General features: G+C 63.8%; 16 protein-coding genes and 1 pseudogene. 5 read left to right on the forward strand and 12 right to left on the reverse strand.

The annotated features are described in order from the left end of the window. Positions 1-95 precede the first annotated feature (95 nt). The 3 genes from C8C89_RS13420 to fur form a co-directional block, all read right to left on the reverse strand. A complete protein-coding gene (locus C8C89_RS13420; RefSeq protein WP_133990326.1) occupies positions 96-674 on the reverse strand; it encodes an NAD(P)H-dependent oxidoreductase in 579 nt (192 codons plus the stop codon). A gap of 59 nt (positions 675-733) precedes the next feature. After that, complete coding sequence (locus C8C89_RS13425) at positions 734-1099, reverse strand: MerR family transcriptional regulator (RefSeq protein WP_133990328.1); 366 nt, start codon at positions 1097-1099, stop codon at positions 734-736. Positions 1100-1170: 71 nt separating this feature from the next. Continuing rightward, positions 1171-1608 carry a ferric iron uptake transcriptional regulator gene (fur, locus tag C8C89_RS13430; RefSeq protein WP_101481942.1) on the reverse strand — a complete coding sequence of 146 codons (438 nt, stop codon included), beginning with the start codon at positions 1606-1608 and terminating at the stop codon, positions 1171-1173. 251 nt (positions 1609-1859) lie between these two features. On the opposite strand from fur, the gene C8C89_RS13435 reads away from it, so the two are divergent. Beyond that, entirely contained in the window at positions 1860-2756 is an 897-nt protein-coding gene (locus C8C89_RS13435) for a LysR family transcriptional regulator (RefSeq protein WP_101481941.1), read from the forward strand. Positions 2757-2917: 161 nt separating this feature from the next. Then, positions 2918-3535: an OmpW family outer membrane protein gene (locus tag C8C89_RS13440; protein ID WP_101481940.1), complete on the forward strand. Its 618-nt coding sequence runs from the start codon at positions 2918-2920 to the stop codon at positions 3533-3535. A gap of 80 nt (positions 3536-3615) precedes the next feature. Here the strand turns inward: C8C89_RS13440 and C8C89_RS13445 are convergent, their stop codons facing one another. The 4 genes from C8C89_RS13445 to C8C89_RS13460 form a co-directional block, all read right to left on the reverse strand. Continuing rightward, entirely contained in the window at positions 3616-4443 is an 828-nt protein-coding gene (locus tag C8C89_RS13445; RefSeq protein WP_133990330.1) for a MetQ/NlpA family ABC transporter substrate-binding protein, read from the reverse strand. A gap of 25 nt (positions 4444-4468) precedes the next feature. After that, complete coding sequence (locus tag C8C89_RS13450) at positions 4469-5143, reverse strand: methionine ABC transporter permease (RefSeq protein ID WP_099380715.1); 675 nt, start codon at positions 5141-5143, stop codon at positions 4469-4471. Then, complete coding sequence (locus tag C8C89_RS13455; protein WP_070222288.1) at positions 5136-5945, reverse strand: methionine ABC transporter ATP-binding protein; 810 nt, start codon at positions 5943-5945, stop codon at positions 5136-5138. Before C8C89_RS13455 ends, C8C89_RS13450 begins: the two co-directional genes overlap by 8 nt. A 324-nt stretch (positions 5946-6269) precedes the next feature. Beyond that, complete coding sequence (locus C8C89_RS13460; RefSeq protein WP_243858302.1) at positions 6270-6641, reverse strand: YbaN family protein; 372 nt, start codon at positions 6639-6641, stop codon at positions 6270-6272. Positions 6642-7209: 568 nt separating this feature from the next. On the opposite strand from C8C89_RS13460, the gene C8C89_RS13465 reads away from it, so the two are divergent. After that, positions 7210-7776 (forward strand): YceI family protein, encoded by a 567-nt coding sequence (locus C8C89_RS13465; protein WP_101481935.1) that lies wholly within the window; start codon positions 7210-7212, stop codon positions 7774-7776. Between the two features lie 107 nt (positions 7777-7883). Here the strand turns inward: C8C89_RS13465 and C8C89_RS13470 are convergent, their stop codons facing one another. Then, a complete protein-coding gene (locus C8C89_RS13470) occupies positions 7884-9692 on the reverse strand; it encodes an NAD(P)/FAD-dependent oxidoreductase (protein ID WP_133990334.1) in 1809 nt (602 codons plus the stop codon). Between the two features lie 153 nt (positions 9693-9845). Next, entirely contained in the window at positions 9846-10988 is a 1143-nt protein-coding gene (locus tag C8C89_RS13475) for a GAF domain-containing protein (RefSeq protein ID WP_101481933.1), read from the reverse strand. Positions 10989-11484: 496 nt separating this feature from the next. On the opposite strand from C8C89_RS13475, the gene C8C89_RS13480 reads away from it, so the two are divergent. After that, entirely contained in the window at positions 11485-12720 is a 1236-nt protein-coding gene (locus tag C8C89_RS13480; RefSeq protein WP_243858304.1) for a serine hydrolase, read from the forward strand. Positions 12721-12841: 121 nt separating this feature from the next. Beyond that, positions 12842-14383 (forward strand): CHASE2 domain-containing protein, encoded by a 1542-nt coding sequence (locus C8C89_RS13485; protein ID WP_133990336.1) that lies wholly within the window; start codon positions 12842-12844, stop codon positions 14381-14383. A gap of 30 nt (positions 14384-14413) precedes the next feature. Here the strand turns inward: C8C89_RS13485 and C8C89_RS13490 are convergent, their stop codons facing one another. The 3 genes and pseudogenes from C8C89_RS13490 to C8C89_RS13500 all read right to left on the reverse strand — a co-directional run bounded on the left by C8C89_RS13490 (position 14414) and on the right by C8C89_RS13500 (position 19656). Next, on the reverse strand, positions 14414-17203 hold the full coding sequence (locus tag C8C89_RS13490; RefSeq protein WP_133990338.1) for an Hsp70 family protein: 2790 nt from the start codon (positions 17201-17203) through the stop codon (positions 14414-14416). Positions 17204-17205: 2 nt separating this feature from the next. After that, positions 17206-19077 (reverse strand): Hsp70 family protein, encoded by a 1872-nt coding sequence (locus C8C89_RS13495; protein ID WP_133990340.1) that lies wholly within the window; start codon positions 19075-19077, stop codon positions 17206-17208. After that, positions 19074-19656 (reverse strand): annotated as a pseudogene (locus C8C89_RS13500) (DUF2760 domain-containing protein). Before C8C89_RS13500 ends, C8C89_RS13495 begins: the two are co-directional and overlap by 4 nt. Positions 19657-19747: the final 91 nt, after the last annotated feature.

Here is a 19747-nt window from a genome sequence, read left to right on the forward strand (position 1 = left end):
ACAAACAGGCAATATCATTATGGTAGCCTTTGAATGTGACGGCTTGATTACCAGCTTGTCAAAACCGTATGCAAGATGGCTGCATGGCAAGCAACTTACAGGCGCCGGGCCAGCACCTGCGCCTGTGCCAGCCAGCGCGCCCGCTGCGGCTCGGTGGAATTCAAGATAGGGCCGAAGCTTGCCACCTTGACGGGCTTGACGCCGCAAAATTCCAGGGTCGTCTTGCGCAGCTGGTGGATGCCGGGCATGTGGTAGACCCAGCGGAAATACCAGGGCGGCGTATCCATCGTCACCAGCAGCTGGGCCGTGCGGCCCTTCAGCAGCTGGGCCGGGAAAGCCTTGCCCGGGCGGTATTTGAAGGCAAAGCCGGGCAGGAAGACGCGGTCGACAAACCCCTTCAGCAGGGCCGGCGCGCCGCCCCACCAGATGGGGTAGGCGAACACCAGGTGTTCGGCCCAGCTGATGGCTTCCTGCGCCGCCAGCAAGTCCGCTTCCAGCGGCTGCATCTGGCGGTAGCCTTCGTGCAGGATGGGATCGAAGTCCAGCTGGCCCAGGCGCAGTTCGCGCACGCTGTGACCTGCAGTGCGGGCCGTGGCGGCGTAGGCCTCGGCCAGGGCGGCGCAGAAACTGTCGCTGGACGGGTGGCCGAGGAGAATGAGAATGCGTTTGGTCATGATGCAGGCTTTCCGTAAAAGAACAGCTTGCATGCTAAAGCCTGCCCCTAGTGGCAGAGTCAAGCGGCCGCTGGAAGGTGCTGGCGTGCCAGGCAGTCGCTGATTTCCGTGTCGATATCGGCCAGCTGCGCGTCGAGCTGGCGCAGGCGGGCGATATCCTGCTGTATCTGTGCGCGCTTGGCGGCGATGTGGCGCGACAGGGCGGCCCAGTCCGTGTTGTCGCCGGCCAGGATGGGCAGCAGCTCGGCCAGGCGGAATCCCAGGGCCTGCGCCTGGCGTATGAGCCTGACTTGCGCCAGGTCTTGCTTCGTGTAGACGCGGTAGGCGCCGGAACGGCGCACGTCGCCCAGCAAGCCCAGCGTTTCATAGTGGCGCAAGGCCTTGGGCGAGGTGCCCGCCAGGCGGGCGATTTCTCCGATGTACATGCGTGTCCTTTGTCGAGCTTGCGCGCAGTGTAGCGCAGGCAAGGTGCCGAGCGCTATGCTGCGCGCTGGCCTCAGGCCCGGCGTGGCGGAATTTTCTTCGCCGTGCACTCGGCGCAGGTGCCGTACAGCGACAGCGCGTGCTCGTGCAGCACGAAGCCCCGCTCGGTGGCGATTTCATTCTGGCGCAGTTCGATGCCTTCATCGACAAATTCATCGACCTTGCCACAACCCGTGCAAACCAGGTGGTCGTGGTGCTGGCCTTCATTGAGTTCGAAGACGGCATGGCCCGATTCGAAATGCCGGCGAAACAGGATGCCCGCTTCGGCAAACTGCATCAGCACGCGGTAGATGGTGGCCAGGCCGACGTCGATCTTTTCGGCCAGCAAGAGTTTGTAGACATCGTCCGCACTCAGGTGCTTGATGCCTCCTTCTTGAAACAGCTGCAGAATCCGCAAGCGGGGGATAGTCACTTTCAAGCCCGAATCACGCAGTTCCCTCAAAATATCCATGTCTCCCATTCCTTTTATGATCGCCGGAGCGCACGCCCCAGCGTGAATCTGCATTATATCGCAAATGATAATCATTACCATTCTCATGTGCGAACTGGGGATAGTATGCGGTGCAGTCAGCTGGGAAGCCAGTGACCTCGGCGCAAGTGACGATTGCTTGGCGGGCAACTGATACCAGGGTGTTCGTTCAATATGGAAAAGTGGCGCTCAAATCGATACACTGTGCAGCAGGAAATAATAATGGAGGGGGTGTGGACCGATTTGATGCAATGCGTCTGTTTACCCGCATCGTCGAGCTGCGCAGTTTCACGCAGGCGGCGCATGACCTTGGCTATCCGAAGGCGACCGTCACGCATGCGATCAAGCAACTCGAAGCGCGGCTGGGCGTGCGCCTGCTGCAGCGGACCACGCGGCAGGTGACGCCCACGCCCGATGGCGAGGCGTATTACCAGCGCTGCGTGTGCCTGCTGGCGGACCTGGAAGAAACGGAAGCCGTGTTTTCCTCGGCGCAGAAGCAGCCGGCAGGCAAGTTGCGCATCGACCTGCACGCGACCCTGGCCATGCATTTCGTCCTGCCCGTACTGGACCAGTTTTGCGCCCGCTATCCGCGGATCGAACTGGAAATTGGCATGGGCGACCGCCTCGTCGACCTGGTGCGCGAAGGCGTCGATTGCGTGCTGCGCGTGGGCGAATTGAGCGACTCGTCCATGGTGGCGCGCCGGCTGGCGCTGCTGGAACAGCTGACGTGCGCCAGCCCCGCCTACCTGGCCGCCCACGGTACGCCGGAGAATCTGGCGCAGCTCGATGGCCACCGCGCCGTGAATTTCTTTTCTACCCAGACGGGCAAGGTCTGGCCCTTCGATTTCAAGGTGGCAGGACAGCGGCACAGCGTGGCCTTGCCGGGCACCGTATCGGTCAACAATGCCGACGCGTATCACGCCTGCTGCCGCGCGGGCCTGGGCTTGATCCAGGCACCCCGCTACCACCTGGAGCAGGCGCTGGCAGCTGGCGAGCTGGTGGAAGTGCTGCGGGACTGTCGTCCCGACCCGCTGCCCGTGTCCGTGCTGTACCCCCATCACCGGCAATTGTCGGCGCGCGTGCGCGTGTTTGCCGATTGGGTCGCCAGCCTGTTTGACGGCGTGCATTAATTGGTATGGTCGCGCTGCGCTGCGGCATTTTCTTGACCTGGGCAAAGAAAAAAATCCCTCTAGTGATGCCATCTAGCACTATTTGATGTGGATCAAAGTTTTTGTTGCACTGCACTCTTAGACTTCGCAGCGTTACTTAACGACAAAAAGAGGGAACTAGAATGAAGAAGTCCGCAACTGCAGCAGCAATCGTCCTGGCCGCCATCGGCGCATTCGCCGGCAATGCAATGGCTCAGGAAAGCCCATGGCTGGTGCGCGCGCGCGCCGTGCACATCGATCCGGCCGATAAATCTGCTCCTGTTGGTGGTGTCGGTGCATCCGACCGCTTGCATGTGAGCAGCAAGACGATTCCTGAAATCGATATTTCGTACTTCTTTACCCCGAATATCGCTGCCGAGTTGATCCTGACCTACCCGCAAAAGCATGACGTCAAGCTCGACGGCAACAATATCGGTACCTTCAAACACCTGCCGCCGACCCTGTCGCTGCAATACCACTTCATGCCTGAAAAACAGTTCAGCCCTTACGTGGGTGCCGGCATCAACTACACGAATATTTCGGACGTGAAATTGCTGAACGGCGCCGGCCGCCTGGAGCATGACAGCTGGGGTTACTCGCTGCAAGCCGGTGTCGACTACAAGCTGGACAAGAACTGGTCCCTGAACTTCGACATCAAGAAAGTGCAGATCCGCAGCGACGTCTTCATCGGTGGCGCCAAGGCCAGCGAAGTCAAGGTCGATCCTGTCCTGATCGGTGTAGGCGTCGGTTACCGCTTCTAAGCATGGCATGACAGCGCCTGCGTGGCGCGCACAATAAAAAAGGACGGCTTTGCCGTCCTTTTTACATTAGCTGCAGCGGTTTATTTTTTCAGCGTCTTTTCCAGTGCCAGCTGGTAATCCGTCTTTTCGTAGCCGGGCAGGTATTTGTTCGTCGCGTCGAGGAAGGCGCGCGAGCGGTAGGCCGCTTCCAGGTCCTTGACCCATGGCTTGGCTTTGTCGGCCGTGCGGATGGCCACCAGGTTGATGTAGCTGTCCGAGATCTTTTCCACGCTCAGGGCCGACGTCAGCTTCATGCCGGCGGCCAGGGCGAAGTTGCCATTGACGAAGGCGTAGTCGGCGTCCGCCAGCGAACGCGGCAGCTGCGCCGCTTCCAGCGGCACCAGTTTCAGCTTCTTCGGGTTTTCCAGCACGTCACGCTCGGAAGCGCGCAGCGGATCGACGTGCGGTTTCAGTTTGATCCAGCCCATCTTGGCCAGCATCACGAGCGCGCGCGCCTGGTTGGTCGGATCGTTCGGCATGGTGATGGTGGCGCCGTTCTTCACTTCGGCCAGCGTTTTCTGTTTGCCGCCGTACAGGCCGATCGGCATGGTCGGCACGGTGATGAGGGGGCTCAAGGGCAGCTTGTTATCGGTGGCGAACTTGGTCAGGTAGACGATGTGCTGGAACACGTTGGCGTCCAGCGAGCCTTCGGCCAGCGCGTAGTTCGGCTGCACGTAGTCGTTGAATTCGACGATCTTGACCTTGTAGCCCTGTTTTTCCAGAATGGGCTTGATGCCCAGCTTCAGCTGGTCGGAATACGGACCGGAGCTGGTGCCGATGACGAGTTCTTTCGGGTCTTTTGCGTGGGCGGCGGTAGCGAAGGCCAGGCTGGTGGCGACCAGGAGCAGGTTGCGGCGAAGTTGGTTCATGTGTGTCCTTGTTTCTGAATTTGAATTAACGTTTGTCGAGGCGCTTGGCGATGCGCGTGCCTGCGAACTGGATGGTTTGCACCAGTACGATCAGGATGGCCACGGTGGCGACCATGATGTCCGTCTCGAAGCGGTAGTAGCCGTAGCGGATGGCCAGGTCGCCGATGCCGCCGCCGCCCACCACGCCGGCCACGGCCGAATACGACAGGAAGCTGATCGACAGCACGGTCAGGGCCAGTACCAGGCCGGAGCGCGCTTCCACCAGCAGCACGCGGAAGATGATCTGCATCTCCGATGCGCCCATGGCGTGCGCCGCCTCGATCACGCCGCGCGGCACTTCGCGCAGGTTCTGTTCCACCAGGCGCGCCAGGTAGGGAATGGCGGCGAACGACAGCGGCACGGCAGCTGCCAGCGGGCCGATCGAGGTGCCCGCGATGATGCGCGTAAACGGCGTCAGGGCGACCAGCAAAATGATGAAGGGGAAGCTGCGCACGGTGTTGACCAGCCAGCCCAAAATCGTCGATAGCGGACGGTTTTCCAGCGACTGGCCTTCCGAGACGAGGAACAGCAAAATGCCCAGCGGGCCGCCGATCAGGATGGCGGCCGTCAAGCCGATGCCCAGCATGGTCATGGTCTGGCCCAGCGCCACCCAGATTTCCGGCAGCAGCTTGATGACGTTATTGATCGATTCTTCAAACATGTGTTGCATCCTTCCATGCGGTGGCTTCAAACGCCTCGGTGCCGTAATACGCCAGTTCGCGTCCCAGCGCCGTCTTGCGCGGGGTGGCCGTGTCGCTCAAATCGAATTGTTCGGCGATGGCGCCGTTTTCCACGACAGCCACGCGGTTGCAGATGGCGCCCAGCACCGACAGCTCATGGCTGACGATGACGATGGTCACGCCAAGGCGCGCATTGATGTCGCGCAGGGTGTCGAGCAGGGCGCGCGTGGTTTCCGCGTCCAGCGCGGATGTCGGCTCGTCGCACAGCAGCACATCGGGGTGGCTGGCCAGGGCGCGGGCAATCGCCACGCGCTGTTTCTGCCCGCCCGACAATTGCGCCGGATAGCTGTGCAGCTTGTCGGACAGGCCCACCAGCGCCAGGCATTCCTCGACGCGGGCGGCGATTTGCTCGCCCTTGGTGGTGCCATGGATTTTCAAGGGGAAGGCGACGTTGTCGAAGACGCTGGCGTTTTGCAGCAAATTGAATTGCTGGAAAATCATGCCGATATTCTGGCGCGCGTCACGCAGTTCGCTCTTGCCCAGGCGCGTCAATTCGCGCCCGGCCACGGTAATGGTGCCGCTGTCGGGGCGCTCGAGCAGGTTAATCAGGCGCAGCAAGGTCGATTTGCCGGCGCCGCTCTTGCCGATCAGGCCGAAAATATCACCGGGATAGACTTCCAGCGTGACCGATTTGACCGCGTGGAATTGTTCGCCTTTGGGCAGCGCGAAGGTCTTGTTCGCGCCGTCGATGCGAATCACCGGCGTACGGTGTGGTGTGGTCATGCAGTGTTTCCTTTTTTATTGGACCGTGACAGGCTTGCTTGCAGGGGCCAAATCGCCCAGCCTGTTACGTCGGTTGCGTAGTATACCTCCGATCGTGTTATTACTCCTACGACAGAATCTTGCTTTGAATATGCAAATAATGTCTATGCGCTTGTTTTTAAGTTGAAAAAGCGGGAAAGTGATATCTGTGCCGAATTTAATCCCGTGGGCGGGCGCGAAGTAGCCGCATCTTGGTGAAAAGTTCGACGCGCCATGCGCGGGCATCGCGGTGTTTTTATGTGAAGTTCGGCTGACTTGCCGTTTTTTTGAGGCAAGCCGGGTCGTTTACTGCCTGCTATTGTCCACTTCGCGGGCAGATTCTGCTCCGCTGGCGGCAGGGCCTTCAGGACGGCGCAACAGGTAGGTGAGGACGGCGATTTCCATGGCGCCCACCATGGCGATGACCCACCAGGGCGGATGGCCCAGGCACATGGCGACAAAGCCGATGGCCATGCCCAGGCAAGCCATGGCTTTGCCGCGCCGCGAGACGGCGCGGTGTTCGCGCCATTGGCGTAGCGGCGGGCCGAAGCGGGGATGCTGCAGCAGCCAGTGCTCAAGGCGCGGCGAGGCGCGGCTGAAGCAGGCCAGGGCGAGGATCAGGAAAATCGTCGTTGGCATGACGGGCAGCATGGCGCCGATGATCCCCAGCAGCACCATCAGGGCGCCGGCGGCGGTCCAGGCCCAGCGGCGCAGACGCACGCCGTGCGCTTCGCGCAGCGGGGACTGGGCGAGCGGCTCCTGCATCAGGCGAATGCACCGGCAGCCAGGCCCTGGCTGCGGGGCTGGTTGGTGCTGCGGTGCGCGTTCAATGTGCTCGTGGCGTGGCGGGTGGACGTCATGTTTTTCTGCTCTGGGTTCTGCTCTGTGTTCGGCTCTATTATGGATGAATCAAGGCGACGCTGCATGTCCCCCGGGGCCGCGAGGATAGCAATCCCGCAGAATAATAACAAGAATCATTCTCATTGGATGTATTATCTGAGGCGCTGGATAACGCTGGATATTTTTGGCAATGCAGACAATAATCGGCAGCAGAACGCGCTGTCGCAGACCTTGATGTCGGTATTATCGATTTTATCGATGCTAACTAGGTATATTTTCCGTTTTACATCGATCTTCATGCCATGCATAATCTGTTGCAACTGAAGCCAGACAATCAGCCGCATACGCTTTACGCCTGCAGCCGATTGCGGTTTTGACATCCACCACGCCCAATCAGGAATTTACAATGAAAAAACTGCTCGCTTTTATCGCCGCTGCCGGCTTCTCGCTGTCCGCCGTTGCCGCTCCTGAAGTCTATGTCATCGATGGCAGCCACACTTTCCCCCGTTTCGAGTACACCCACATGGGCTTCTCGACGCAGCAGAGCCGTTTCAATAACACCACCGGCAAGGTCACCCTGGACCGCGCCGCCAAGACGGGCTCCGTCGAAGTGCTGATCGACACCAAGTCCGTTGACACGGGTTCGACCCTGTTCAATACGCACATCCAGGGCGATGGTTTCCTTGAAACCGACAAGTTCCCGGTCGCCACCTACAAATCGACCAAGTTCAATTTCGACGGCGACAAGCTGGCCTCCGTCGACGGCAACCTGACCCTGAAAGGCGTGACCAAGCCAGTCACCCTGACCGTCACCTCGTTTGCCTGCGCACCGCACCCGATGCTGAAAAAAGACGCTTGCGGCGCCAACGCCACGGCCAAGATCAAGCGTTCGGAATTCAACGCCGGCAAATATGCGCCAGCCGTCAGCGATGATGTCACCCTGACTTTCGCGATCGAAGCGATCAAGCAATAAACTGCTGGGGTCAGACCCGGCGGGTCTGACCCCACATTTTCGCTGCACCGTAAAAATGGCGGCGGACTTCGGTCCGCCGCCATTTTTTTATCTGCTTGTCCCTGCCATCACGACAAGTGATGCACCTCCTGCTGCCCATACACGGGGGTAGTCAAGCCTTCCATGCGCGCTTTCAGCTGCAGCGACAGATACTGGGAATAGTGGCGTGACTGGTGCAGGTTACCGCCGTGGAACCACAGGGCTTGCTGCTGCGTGGGCTTCCACATATTGCGCTGTTCGCCCTCCCACGGACCAGGGTCTTTCGTCGTGGCGGAACCGAGGCCCCACACCTTGCCCACCTTGTTGGCCACCTCGGGAGAGATCAGGTCGGCCGCCCAGCCATTCATGGAGCCGTAGCCGGTAGCGTACACCACCAGGTCGGCGGGCAGCTCCGTGCCGTCGGACAGCACGATGGAACGGCTTTTCAGCTCCTGCACGCCGACGCCGCTTTTCAGCTTGATCTTGCCCTCGGCGACCAGCTCCGAGGCGCCCACATCGATGTAGTAGCCGGAGCCGCGGCGCAGGTATTTCATGAACAGGCCGGAATCGTCGTCGCCGAAATCGAGCATGAAGCCCCGTTCTTCCAGGCGCGCATAAAAGTCCGCGTCGCGCTCGCGGATGGCCTTGAAGACGGGTTTCTGGAAGTCGGCCAGAATCTTGTACGGGATAGAGGCGAATGTCAGGTCGGCCTTGGCCGTTGTCATGCCGGCCGCCAGCGCCCGTTCCGAGTACAGGTCGCCCAGCGCCAGGTCCATTAGCGAGTCCGACTTGACGATGTGCGTCGACGAGCGCTGCACCATGGTCACGTCCACGCCCGCTTCCCACAGGGCGGCGCAGATATCGTGCGCGGAATTGTTCGCGCCGACCACTACAACCTTCTTGCCGACATAGGCGTCCGGTCCCGGATGCTGCGACGAGTGCTGCTGCTCGCCCTGGAACACGTCCATGCCCTTGAACTTCGGCATGTTTGCCTTGCCCGACATGCCCGTGGCCAGCACCAGCTGCTTCGGTTTCAGGGTGATGGCCTGGCCATCGCGCAGCACCTGCACCGTCCACTCACCGGTGGCTTCGTCGAAGCTGGCCGATTCGCAGCTGGTCGACCCCCAGTAGTTCAGCTCCATCACCTTGGTGTACATTTCCAGCCAGTCGCCCACCTTGTCCTTGGGCGTGAAGACGGGCCAGTTGTCCGGGAAGGGGATGTACGGCATGTGGTCGTACCAGACGGGGTCGTGCAGGCACAGCGATTTATAGCGCTTGCGCCAGCTGTCGCCGGGACGGGCATTTTTCTCGATGATGATGGTGGGGACATTGAGCTGGCGCAAGCGCGCACCCAGCGCGATGCCGCCCTGGCCGCCGCCGATGATGACGCAATAGGGCTGGCGCGCGTAGCCCAGTTCTGCCGCTTCCTGTTCGCGCTGTTCCAGCCAGCTGCTGCGGTCCGTGCGCGCGCCATGCTCGGCGCCCATCGGACGGCGGCCGCCCTTGGCTTCTTCAAAGCCCTTCAATTCACTCATGGTGGTGAGCAGGGTCCAGATCTTGCCGTCGCGGATGCGGATAAAGCCTACGCCGCGCGCCACCTTCGTTTCCATGGTGATCCAGCTTTGCAGCACGCCACCGGCCTCGCTGGCGTGCTCGCCGTCGGCGATGCGGATGGAGACCGGCTGCACGGTGCCCAATTGGGCGGCCAGCATGGCGGCGATCTGTTCGCGGCCTTCCATGGTTTTCAGGTTCCAGGTAAACAGCACCAGGTCGCGCCAGTAGCCGTCTTGTTCGAACAGCTGCGCAGCGCCCGTGCTGTCGCTGGCGCGAAGTAAGCCCTCTAGCTGCTCCAGGATGCCTGCCACGGCCAGGTCAAGCGGGGTGTTTTCGGTTTGCATCGTGTCTCCTCCAAGTCTGCTGACTTTATGATGGGATGCGGCTGTGTTGCCGCTGACGATGTTGTAACACTGGCGTTCTGGCGCCGCATCTCGCATTGCAGCATGGCGGCTACTGAGACGGAAGTCTCAGTGCGTTGATCGCTTCATTGCGCTTCATTGCCGGTGCGGCGGCACGATGTGCAGCTGCTTGAGGCGCCGGTACAGGGTGGCGCGCGAGACGCCCAGCATGGCCGCCGCCTGCAGCGGGCGCCATTTGGCGGCGTTCATGGCGTTGACGATGCGCGTGCGCTCGGCCAGCTCCGGCGGCGTGTATTCCGGCACGCCGTCCGCGACAGGCAGCTCGCGTGCGGCGCGCGGGCGCGCGCTGGCCTGGCGCAGCGGCGCGCGCACGCGGGCGTGCAGCCAGGTGCTGCCGCCCGCCAGGCGCAGGGACAGCAGATTGTGCCCCGCGCGCGCATCGAACAGCCGTTCGGCGCGTACTTCCAGCACCTCGGCGACGGGCCGCGGCAGGCTATCGAGGCCTGCGATGACGTCGCGCGCGCAGCGGTTGGCGGCGATGACGTTGCCATGTTCGTCGATGGCGAGCAGCATTTCCGGCTGCACTTCCACGAAGTGGCGGTTGCGGTGCGCCAGCAGGATGCAGCAATGGCTGTAGGACTTGAGAAAAAAGCCGTCCTCGATCAGGGTCGCGCCCTGGCGCACCAGCTGTTTGACCAGGCGCTGGCTGTCGCGCGCGTCGGGCGAGTTCAGTGCCGAGGCATCGAGCACGCCGATCAGGTCGCCGTGCGGCGAAAAAATGGGTGCGGCGCTGCACGTGAGGCCCGTGAACGCGGCGCGGAAATGGTCGGTCTTGTGGACGGTGATGGCTTCGTGGTCGAGCAGCACGGAGGCGATGCCACAGGTGCCTTCCTCTTCTTCCGACCAGCACGAACCCGGGTACAGGCCCGCCTTCTTGAAATCCTTGCGCTGGGCCGTGTCGACCACGTAATCGATGGTCACGCCGTGCGCATTGGCGAGGATGACGCAGTAGCCCGCTTCGCGCACCATGGCGTGCAGGCGCGGCAGGCACTGGCCCGTGGAGCGCAGGAAGCCTTCCTCGGATTGCTGGATGGTGCGCAGTTCGGCGCCTGTCAGAATGCGCGGCCCGGTAGTGGAGGCGGGATCGAGCCGGTAGTCGTCCAGCGAGCGCCGGTAGGACGAGGCCAGTCTGGCCGTATCGGCCCCCGGATTGACGATACGGCCGGCGATCAGGTCGCGCACGCGGTCGATATGGCTGGTCTGGCGGACGTAGGGCATGGAGCTCTCCAGTGTCTCGGTATCTGGTGTTTTTATGGTATTTCGCTTGTCGCCTCCGTTTTTAGCACGAAGCGCCTGGCGGCGCATCCTGCGCTGCAGCATGGCGCGCGCTGAGACCTTAGTCTCAGCGCGTGGTCCGCACAATAGGATGCTTTTCAACAATAAAAAAGAGCATCTCTGATAACATTCGGTCAAATGGACAGTCATCTGGCGCAAGGCATATCTATGGCAATGCAAGCGATGTTCCCGGTGCGCCGTTCACTCGTCCTGGCCCTGCTGGCGCGCCCGTGGTGATCGCTGGCGTGCTGCGCCCGCTGCTGGCGAACCCTATCTTCGTCAAGAAGGTGCGCGTGGTGAACCTGAATATCTGCCTGACTATCAAGGAGAACATCGCATGAACGTACTGCCCAAGATGACATGCCTGGCCTTGGCCGCCTGCCTCGCGCTGGCTGCCGGTGCCGATGCGGCCGAGACGGCCAAGGTGGAAGGCACGCCGATGTCGGCCGCCGCCAGCGATCCGGCTGCATTGAAATGGATGGTGGGCGCGCCGCCACCGGCCGATAAAATCATCCGCTTCGACGATGGCAGCTACTTCAATTTCCCGCAGCTGCGCTGGAGCGTGTCGCACTTCCGCCAGTTGATGCCGACGGTGGAAGTTGCGCGCGGCCTGAAAGCGCCCGTGCCTTTGCCGCGCGCGCTGCGCAGCGATATCGACAGCCTGCGCTTCACGCCCCTGGGCGCGAAGGAAACCATGACCTGGGAGCAGTCGCTGGGCGCCAACTACACGGACGGCATCGTGGTGCTGCACCGGGGCCGCATCGTGTATGAGCGTTACCTTGGCGTGCTGAAGGACAGTGGCCAGCATGGCGCCATGTCGGTAACGAAGTCCGTCATGGGCACCATCGGCGCGGCGCTGGTGGCCGAAGGCAAGCTCGATCCTGACAGGAAAGTGGCCGAGTATGTGCCGGAACTGGCCAAATCTGCATTCGGCGACGCCACCGTGCGCCAGGTGCTCGACATGACCACGGGCCTGAAATTCAGCGAAGATTACGCCGACCCGAAAGCGGAAGTGTGGCAGCACGCGGCAGCCGGCAGCCCGCTGCCCAAGCCCAAGGATTACACTGGGCCGCGCAGCTATTTCGAGTATCTGCAAACGGTGCAGCACGAGGGCCGGCATGGCGAGGCGTTCGGCTACCGCACGGTCAACTCCGACGTGCTGGGCTGGATCATCGCCAGGGTCACGGGGCAGAACGTCAACGAGTATCTGTCCGAGCATATCTGGCAAAAGCTGGGCGCCGAGCAGGATGCCTACATGACGGTTGATTCGACCGGCACGCCGTTTGCCGGCGGCGGCCTGAATGCGGGCTTGCGCGACCTGGCCCGCTTCGGCGAGATGCTGCGCAACGATGGCCGCTACAACGGCCAGCAGATATTGCCCAAGGCGGCTGTCGACGATATCCGCCGCGGCGGCGACAAGCAGCTGTTCGCCAAGGGCGGCTACGATTTGCTCAAGGGCTGGAGTTACCGCGACATGTGGTGGGTCACGCATAACGACCATGGCGCCTATATGGCGCGCGGCGTGTACGGCCAGCGCATCTATGTCGATCCGAAGGCGGAAATGGTGATCGTGCGCTTCGCTTCCACGCCGACGGCGGCCAATGCGGCCAACGATCCGACCACCACGCCGGCCTTCGAAGCGCTGGGCAAGCTGCTGCTGGCCAAGCCGAAGTAGGCAGCCAGGCGGGGCCACGCCAGACGTGCTGCGGATGGGGCATAACTGCAATACACTATCCCTTTGTCATTGAATATTGCTTGAGTGTTAACTCAAGCGCCGCACGCAAGGGGAACGCACTGTGGAAACCAGCCAGCCAGACCAACCACGCCCGCCGCTCTGGCGGCGCCTGCTGTGGCCGGTTGCCCAGCTGGGCTCGGCCTTTAAACTGACGGGCACGCACCTGCTGCACCACGTAATCGGCGCCAGCCTGATCGCCGCGCTGATGCTGGCGCTGGAAGGTTTTCACGTGCTCGAATGGCTCGATGCGGCCATGCTGCGCGCCAGTGCGGCACAGGGCCAGCTGTTGAACCGGGGCAAGGATCCGGGCGCAGCTTATCGGCCCGGCATCATCGAAATCGACCAGCCTGCGTTCGAACAGGTCTTCGACGAGCGCGAACCTCTGGAACGCACGCGCCTGGAGCAAGTGATCGCCAGCGCCGCCGCGCGCGGCAGCAAGGTGCTGGCCATCGACCTGGACCTGGCGCCGGCCGTGTATGAGCAGCACAAGGCGGGCGAGCGCCCTCTGGACCGCCTGCTCGACCAGCTGGCCGCCGATGGCCGGCAACTGGTGCTGATCCTGCCCGAGCAATCGGACCGGAACGCGAACCTGCCGTGGATACGCGCGCGCTGCGCGGCCGGCATCCATTTCGCCAGCCCGCAAATCCGCGAACGCATGGGCGCCGTCACGCGCATCGAGCTGAAAAGTCCCGTGCTGGCGGCCGTGGCCTTCGAGCTGGCGCATGGGGCCGACGAGCAGGAGCAGAAGCAGCCCATGCCGGCCGTTTTGTCCGAGCAAAAGGAAGTGGTGGCGCTGGCCGGCCGCGTGTGCCAGCTGGCCCGGCGCACGGGCAGTGAAAAGGAATTGGCGCGCTGGGCGTTCGAACCCGTCATCCGCGGCGACGCCAAGGCGGCGGCCGAACAGAATGCCGTCACCGCGCCGTTTCACCCGGCCGCCGTGGCGCCGGCATTCCTGAACCCCACGCGCGCGCGCGTCAAACTGATCGATGGCCAGGCTGGCGTGGATGCCGGGGCACTGCGCAAGAACGTCGTGTATATCGGCAGCACGTATGACGTACGCGACCGCTATACGACGGCAGAAGGCGAGCAGGCCAGCCTGCACCTGCATGCGGCCGCCCACACCTCGCTCGGCATCGGCACGGCCGACGTCAACAAATATGCGGTGTTTGCGGCCGATATCGTCATCGGCGTGCTGCTGGGCTGTCTGTTCGGCGGCCTGTGGACCCTGTACGGCCGCGCCGAACTGGCCATCGACCAGCGCATGGAAGACCACGATTTCAGCCGCCTGCACCGCATGGGCACCCTGGCGGAATTCTATGGCATCCGCTTGATGCTGGTGCTGGTGTGGGCTTCGCCGTTTGCCATTGGCGCGCTGGCTATCTACCTGTCGCGCGGCTTGCTCGAGCAGGGCTGGTGGGTCAATCCCGGCCCCCTGATCGCCGGCATGTTCCTGCATGCGATGTCGCTGCGCGATGAAGCCCACCATCCGCACGAAGAAGTGCCGGGCCTGTCCGTGTGGGCCCAGCTGCGCCGCACGCATCCAGGCATCGTGCTGGTGCAGGCGCCGCTGGCGGTAGTGCTGTTGGTGGTGGCGCTGGCGTAGGGCTGGAGGACAGGCTGCACAGGAATCCGATTAGCCGATCAGCTTCAACCCCGGTGGCAGTGCCTCGCCCAGCATGCGCCGGGTAGCTGTTTCGTCCAGCTGTGTCACTTCGCTGACCATGGCTTGCCACAGGGGCGGGGCGCCCACGGCTTTCAGGCGGGTCAGGATGGTCGCCCGTAGCTCGCCGCCGATGTCGCGCGAGCGGTCGCCCGTCATCCGCGCCAGGTGGGCTACGGCGAAGGCAGCCGGTTCAACTTTTTTCCAGTCCAGCGCCAGCAGCACCTGCAACCACCCGGCCACGGTGGCGCTGTCGACCACTTCGTGCGCGCTGCCGTGGAAGGGTTGGCGCGCGCCGACCCTGGCCAGCGCCCACAGGGTATTCGTATCGGCCGCTTCTCCCTTCTTGCTGGCTTTCTCCAGCCGCTTGATCAGCCAGGCGCCCACTTCCGCCTTGTAGGCGCCGGGGATGCGCTCCAGCGTAGCGCCCAGGCGCAGCATGTCGTCATCGCTGCCGTTGACCAGGGTAAGGGGGCGGCTGCCGCGCTGGGCCGCATCGGCTTGCAGGTTGAAGGCGAAGTCGTCGAGCAGGCGCAATTGCTGCTGCGTGCTCAAGCCGCCAGCGACGCGGCGCCACAGGGTCCACCATTCGGCGCACACCTGGTTATCCTTGTGATGCTGGATGCCCGTGTCGAACAGGGCCCACAGCTGCTCGATGCGCCATGGGTCGAGCGCGTCGCCATAGCCGGGGCGCAAACAGTAGCCGGCCAGGTTCAGCCAGACTTTTTCATGTTCGGCGGAGCGGCGCCGGCCACGGGTGCGCAGCATGAGGGCGTCGAACAGCTGGCGCAGCAGCGGCGTATCCCAGCTCTCGCGCCCGCCCAGCCCACGTTCCAGGTGCTGGCGCAACTGGCGCACTTCCTTGGTCTCGACCTTTTGCGCCTTGCCGCCGAAGATGCGCTCGATCTTCTCGATGGCTTCCTTGATGCGCGGCGAGACGGCTTGAGGCTCGCCATCGCCTTGCTCTTCCTCACCAGCGCGCAACTGGAATTCCAGCAGCCAGCGCTGGCCGGCATCGGCTTCGGCCACGCAATGCACTTCCAGGGTGCCCACTTCTGTCATGACGGTGACCAGCTGCACGGTGATTTCGCGCTTGTCACTGGCATCCTCTTTATCGTGCAGCACGCTGGCCAGCGGCGGCAGGCGCAGATACTCGCCGGCGTCCAGGTCGACGATGTCGCCCAGTTGCGGCGGCGTGCCCGTTTCCGCAATCGAGGATGCCAGGTGGAAGCGCACGGGGCGGCCCAGGCGCAGGGCGAACAGGCGCTCCGTCAGGCCGATTTCCTCGCCGCTGGCGCTGCCACGGGGCAGGATGCAGACGGCGCGGTTGTCCTTGCCCGCCTCGCCCAGCACGAGGAAATAGCTGCGCGGGGAGCCGCCGCCGATGCGCGGGGCCTGTCCCCGGCGCGCCAGCGCGTAGGCGACGGCGCCGCGCGCCACGGCCACGTCGGGATTGTCGTTGTGCAGGATAGTCAGGGGCAGGGCCGCGCCGCGCCAGTGCGCGAGCGTCTCGGCCAGGCGGCGCGCCAGCGCGTCGGCGCGGAACACGCCGCCGTTCAGCAGCAAGGTGTCGGGAATTTCGCCTTGATGCTGCTGCAGGAAACTGGCCAGATGGCGCGTGATGGCCGCGTCCTGCGCGTAGGGCAGGCCGAATTCGACGATGCCGGCGCGGCCTTTTTTCGCCGTCTCGCTCAGTTCCACCTTTGGGAAGAAGCCGTCGACCACCAGGGCCGCCACTTCTTCGCGCGTGATATCGGCGGAACGGCTGCCACCGATCAGGCGAGAGCCGGCGCCCAGCAGGGTGACGGTGGCCTTGTCCGGTGCGTCGCTCGATAGCAGCAATTCCTTGGCGGCGCGGCAGCGTTCCATCAGCTGCGACAGGCGTGCGGCGGAGAGCTTCATGCCGCCTTCGACGCTTGCCGCCATGCGCGTTTCCATCAGGTGGGCCAGCGCCAGGTCCATATTGTCGCCGCCGAGTATCAAATGATTGCCCACACTGCTGCGCGTGAGCTGCGGTTCGGCATCCTCATCGAAGGCGACGTCGATCAGGCTGAAATCGGTGGTGCCACCGCCCACGTCGCAGACCAGGATACGCCGCGTTTGCGCCAGGTCAAGGTGCAGCGTGTCGCGCCGACGGTGCAGGTAGTCATAAAAGGCGGCCTGCGGTTCTTCCACCAGTCGTAGCGTGGGCAAGCCCGCCAGGCGGGCAGCTTCCAGCGTGAGTGCGCGCGCACCCTCGTCGAAGGAAGCGGGGATGGTCAGCACCAGTTCCTGGTTTTCAAGGGGAGAATCCGGAAAGCGGTGATTCCACGCGGCGCGCACATACGCGAGGTAGCTGGCGCTGGCCGCCACGGGGGATACCTTGGCCACGTCGGCATCGGCGCCCCACGGCAGGATGGGCGCCTGGCGGTCCACGTTCGCATGTGACAGCCAGCTCTTTGCGCTGGAAACGAGGCGGCCGGGCACTTGCGCGCCGAGCTGGTGCGCCAGGGCGCCCAGCACCGGATGTTCCACCCTGGTGACATCGTCCTGTGGCCACGGCAGCTGCAAATCGCCGGCCGCCAGCTCGCCAGGGGCAGGATGGTAGCGCAGCGATGGCAGCAGGGGGCGTGCGCCCACTTCGCCGGGAGCGAGCAGCTGCTCAATGTCGAACAGCTGTATGCCCGCCTGGGCATCGGCCGCATTGGCATAGGCCACCACCGTGTTGGTGGTGCCCAGGTCGATGCCGACCAGCCAGGCCGGCTGCACCTTCGCGCCGCGCATGCTTATTGCTGCGGCGTGCCGCGCACGTCGAATTCCACTTTCCAGCGCTCGGCGCCATCAGGGGAGACGGCCAGCAGCTCCAGGGTGCCCGCTTCCGTGACTCTGGCGTGCAGCTTGACTTGCACCACGTCGCCAGCCTGGCGGCCTTCGGCAGACAGCGTCGCGTGGATTTCGCTCAGTTCCTGCAATTCATCGGGGCCCCAGAAATCGAGCAGGTCGCCGATCTGGTCGTTGCGGCGCGTGGACGAGGCGAAGAAGCGGAAGTGCACGGGTTCGCCCACCACCAGGCCGAATTGCTGGCCTGGCAATTCCAGTTCGCTGCCTTCTTCCATGCCGAACGGCGCCACGCACAGGGCCTGGATCGGCGGTTCCATGCCGGGGATGGCCGGCATGGCCGATTCGATGGCCACGTAGAAGGCGCTGGCCGTGCCGCCGCGGATACGCACGCCATGGCCGCGCCGCACGTAGCTGTAGTAGGCGGCGCCACGGGCCACGGCCAGGTCCAGGTCGGCCCCGGCCAGCATGCGCGCTGGTTCCGCGCCTTCCATGTACAGCCAGTCGTTGACGGTGGCCATGATGCGCTGTACCAGCAAGTCCGACTTGAAGACGCCGCCGTTGAACAGCACGGCCGTCGGGTGCAAAAAGCTGGCGCCGTCCGCCTGGCGGCCCGCAAAACCATCCAGTTCGCTGGTCGCCGCCACCTGGCGGCCCAGGAACGCGGCCAGGTGGCGCGTGATGGCCGCGTCCTGCGCATACGGCAAGCCCAGTTGCGTCAGGCCGGCGCGCGTGCGCACGGCAGGGCGGCTCGATGCTTCCACTTGCGGGAAGAAGCCGTCGAGGATAAAGGTGGACACTTCCGCGCGCGTCAGTTCCGTGCGGATGGAGCCTCCGATCAGTTTCGAACCGCGGCTCGGCACGACGATCGGTGCCACATCGAGGCCGCTGTCAGCCAGCAGGCTTTCCTTGGCGCTGCGGCAGCCATAAGTGAGCGCGCGCATTTGCCAGGCGTCGAGCTGGGTGCCGTTGGCGGCCAGCTTGCGGGCCACCAGGTGGGCCAGCGCCAGGTCCATATTGTCGCCGCCCAGCAGGATGTGTTCACCGACGGCGACGCGGTGCGGTTCCAGCACGCCGTCGCGTTCCAGAACGGCGATCAGCGAAAAGTCGCTGGTGCCGCCTCCCACGTCGACGACGAGGATGATGTCGCCCGGCTTGACTTCCTTGCGCCAGCGTCCCTCGCTGGTCTGGATCCAGCTGTACAGGGCCGCCTGCGGCTCTTCCAGCAAGGTCAATGAAGTGTAGCCGGCTGCCTGCGCCGCTTCCATCGTCAGCTCGCGCGCGGCCGGGTCGAAGGACGCGGGAATCGTCACCGTGATTTCCTGCTGCGCAAACGGCGCTTGCGGGTGGGCGTTGTCCCAGGCCTGGCGCAAATGCGTCAGATAGCGCGTGGCCGCCGTGATGGGCGAGATGCGCGCCACTTCCGCCGGCGCGTCGTTCGGCAAGATCGCCGCGCGGCGGTCCACGCCCGGGTGGCACAGCCAGCTTTTCGCGCTCGACACCAGGCGGATGGGCGTGGTGGCGCCGCGGCTGCGGGCCATTTCGCCGACGACGAACGGCGCCTCCGCTTCTTCGGTCACCCAGGGCAGGGCCAGGTCGCCCGCCGCCACTTCGTCAGCGTGCGGCAGGTAGACGAACGATGGCAGCAGCGGCAGTTCTTCGACGGTGCCGGGCGCCGACAGCTGCGGCACTTTCAGCACGCCGTGGCTGGACTTTTCGCCGTCGCTCTCGACCAGGTTCACATACGACAGGGCGCTATGGGTGGTGCCCAGGTCGATGCCGATGGCGTAGCGCGGGGTAGGGTTGACGGTATCGTTCACAGTTCCACCTCGGCCGGAGCCAGGATGGCGGCGTCGTGTTGCTCGCTCAGTTTCGGCAGGCGTACGCTGGAGGCGCGCCAGCCGCGGTGACTGAGGGTGCCCGTGTACGGCGCGGAACCGACGACGTTGCCCGTCAGGCGCACTTGCGCGGAATCAAAACCTTCCTGCAGGACGATGCGGCTGCCTTCGGCTTCCTGGCGCACGGCCTCGATGGTGAAGTATTCGCGCATGACCTTGGCGCAGCCTTCATGCACCACGCGGGCGGCCGCGCCGATGTCGGCGTCGGCATGGCTGCCCAGGTTTTCCTGGGTGAAGTCGATCAATCGCGCTTCGCGTTGCAGTAAAGCAAGTAACTGCAGGGCGGCGTCCGGCGTGGCTTCCTTCAATATGACGGGGGCAGCGGCCGGCGTCGGCACGGGAGCGGGTGCCGGAGCCACGGGAGCGACGGGCGCAGCCTCGGGCAAGGACAGTTTTTTCGACGCGGGCCGCATAGGCGGCGTCCGACAGGGTGCTGAAGAAGGCGCCGAAAGCCAGCGGGACGCGGCGCCAGAACGATGGGTGGGACGATGGTGTGCTCATAGGAACTCGTTTCTCTGATCTGTAGGGGAGGCGTCGGCGGCGCGGAACCGCTTCGCAAGGTGTTGCATGCGCCGGCCCAATGGGGCCGGCT

Origin of the sequence: Janthinobacterium sp. 75, assembly GCF_004365495.1 — a bacterium.
GTDB lineage: Bacteria > Pseudomonadota > Gammaproteobacteria > Burkholderiales > Burkholderiaceae_D > Janthinobacterium.

Excerpts from the sequence above, each read along its gene's own strand:
- C8C89_RS13465 (WP_101481935.1), top strand. The coding sequence starts at position 7,210 with ATGAAAAAACTGCTCGCTTTTATCGCCGCTGCCGGCTTCTCGCTGTCC.
- C8C89_RS13475 (WP_101481933.1), bottom strand. The coding sequence starts at position 10,988 with ATGCCCTACGTCCGCCAGACCAGCCATATCGACCGCGTGCGCGACCTG.
- fur (WP_101481942.1), bottom strand. The coding sequence starts at position 1,608 with ATGGATATTTTGAGGGAACTGCGTGATTCGGGCTTGAAAGTGACTATC.
- C8C89_RS13455 (WP_070222288.1), bottom strand. The coding sequence starts at position 5,945 with ATGACCACACCACACCGTACGCCGGTGATTCGCATCGACGGCGCGAAC.
- C8C89_RS13445 (WP_133990330.1), bottom strand. The coding sequence starts at position 4,443 with ATGAACCAACTTCGCCGCAACCTGCTCCTGGTCGCCACCAGCCTGGCC.
- C8C89_RS13420 (WP_133990326.1), bottom strand. The coding sequence starts at position 674 with ATGACCAAACGCATTCTCATTCTCCTCGGCCACCCGTCCAGCGACAGT.
- C8C89_RS13460 (WP_243858302.1), bottom strand. The coding sequence starts at position 6,641 with ATGGTGCTGCTGGGGATCATCGGCGCCATGCTGCCCGTCATGCCAACG.
- C8C89_RS13450 (WP_099380715.1), bottom strand. The coding sequence starts at position 5,143 with ATGTTTGAAGAATCGATCAATAACGTCATCAAGCTGCTGCCGGAAATC.
- C8C89_RS13425 (WP_133990328.1), bottom strand. The coding sequence starts at position 1,099 with ATGTACATCGGAGAAATCGCCCGCCTGGCGGGCACCTCGCCCAAGGCC.
- C8C89_RS13440 (WP_101481940.1), top strand. The coding sequence starts at position 2,918 with ATGAAGAAGTCCGCAACTGCAGCAGCAATCGTCCTGGCCGCCATCGGC.
- C8C89_RS13480 (WP_243858304.1), top strand. The coding sequence starts at position 11,485 with ATGTCGGCCGCCGCCAGCGATCCGGCTGCATTGAAATGGATGGTGGGC.
- C8C89_RS13470 (WP_133990334.1), bottom strand. The coding sequence starts at position 9,692 with ATGCAAACCGAAAACACCCCGCTTGACCTGGCCGTGGCAGGCATCCTG.
- C8C89_RS13490 (WP_133990338.1), bottom strand. The coding sequence starts at position 17,203 with ATGCGCGGCGCGAAGGTGCAGCCGGCCTGGCTGGTCGGCATCGACCTG.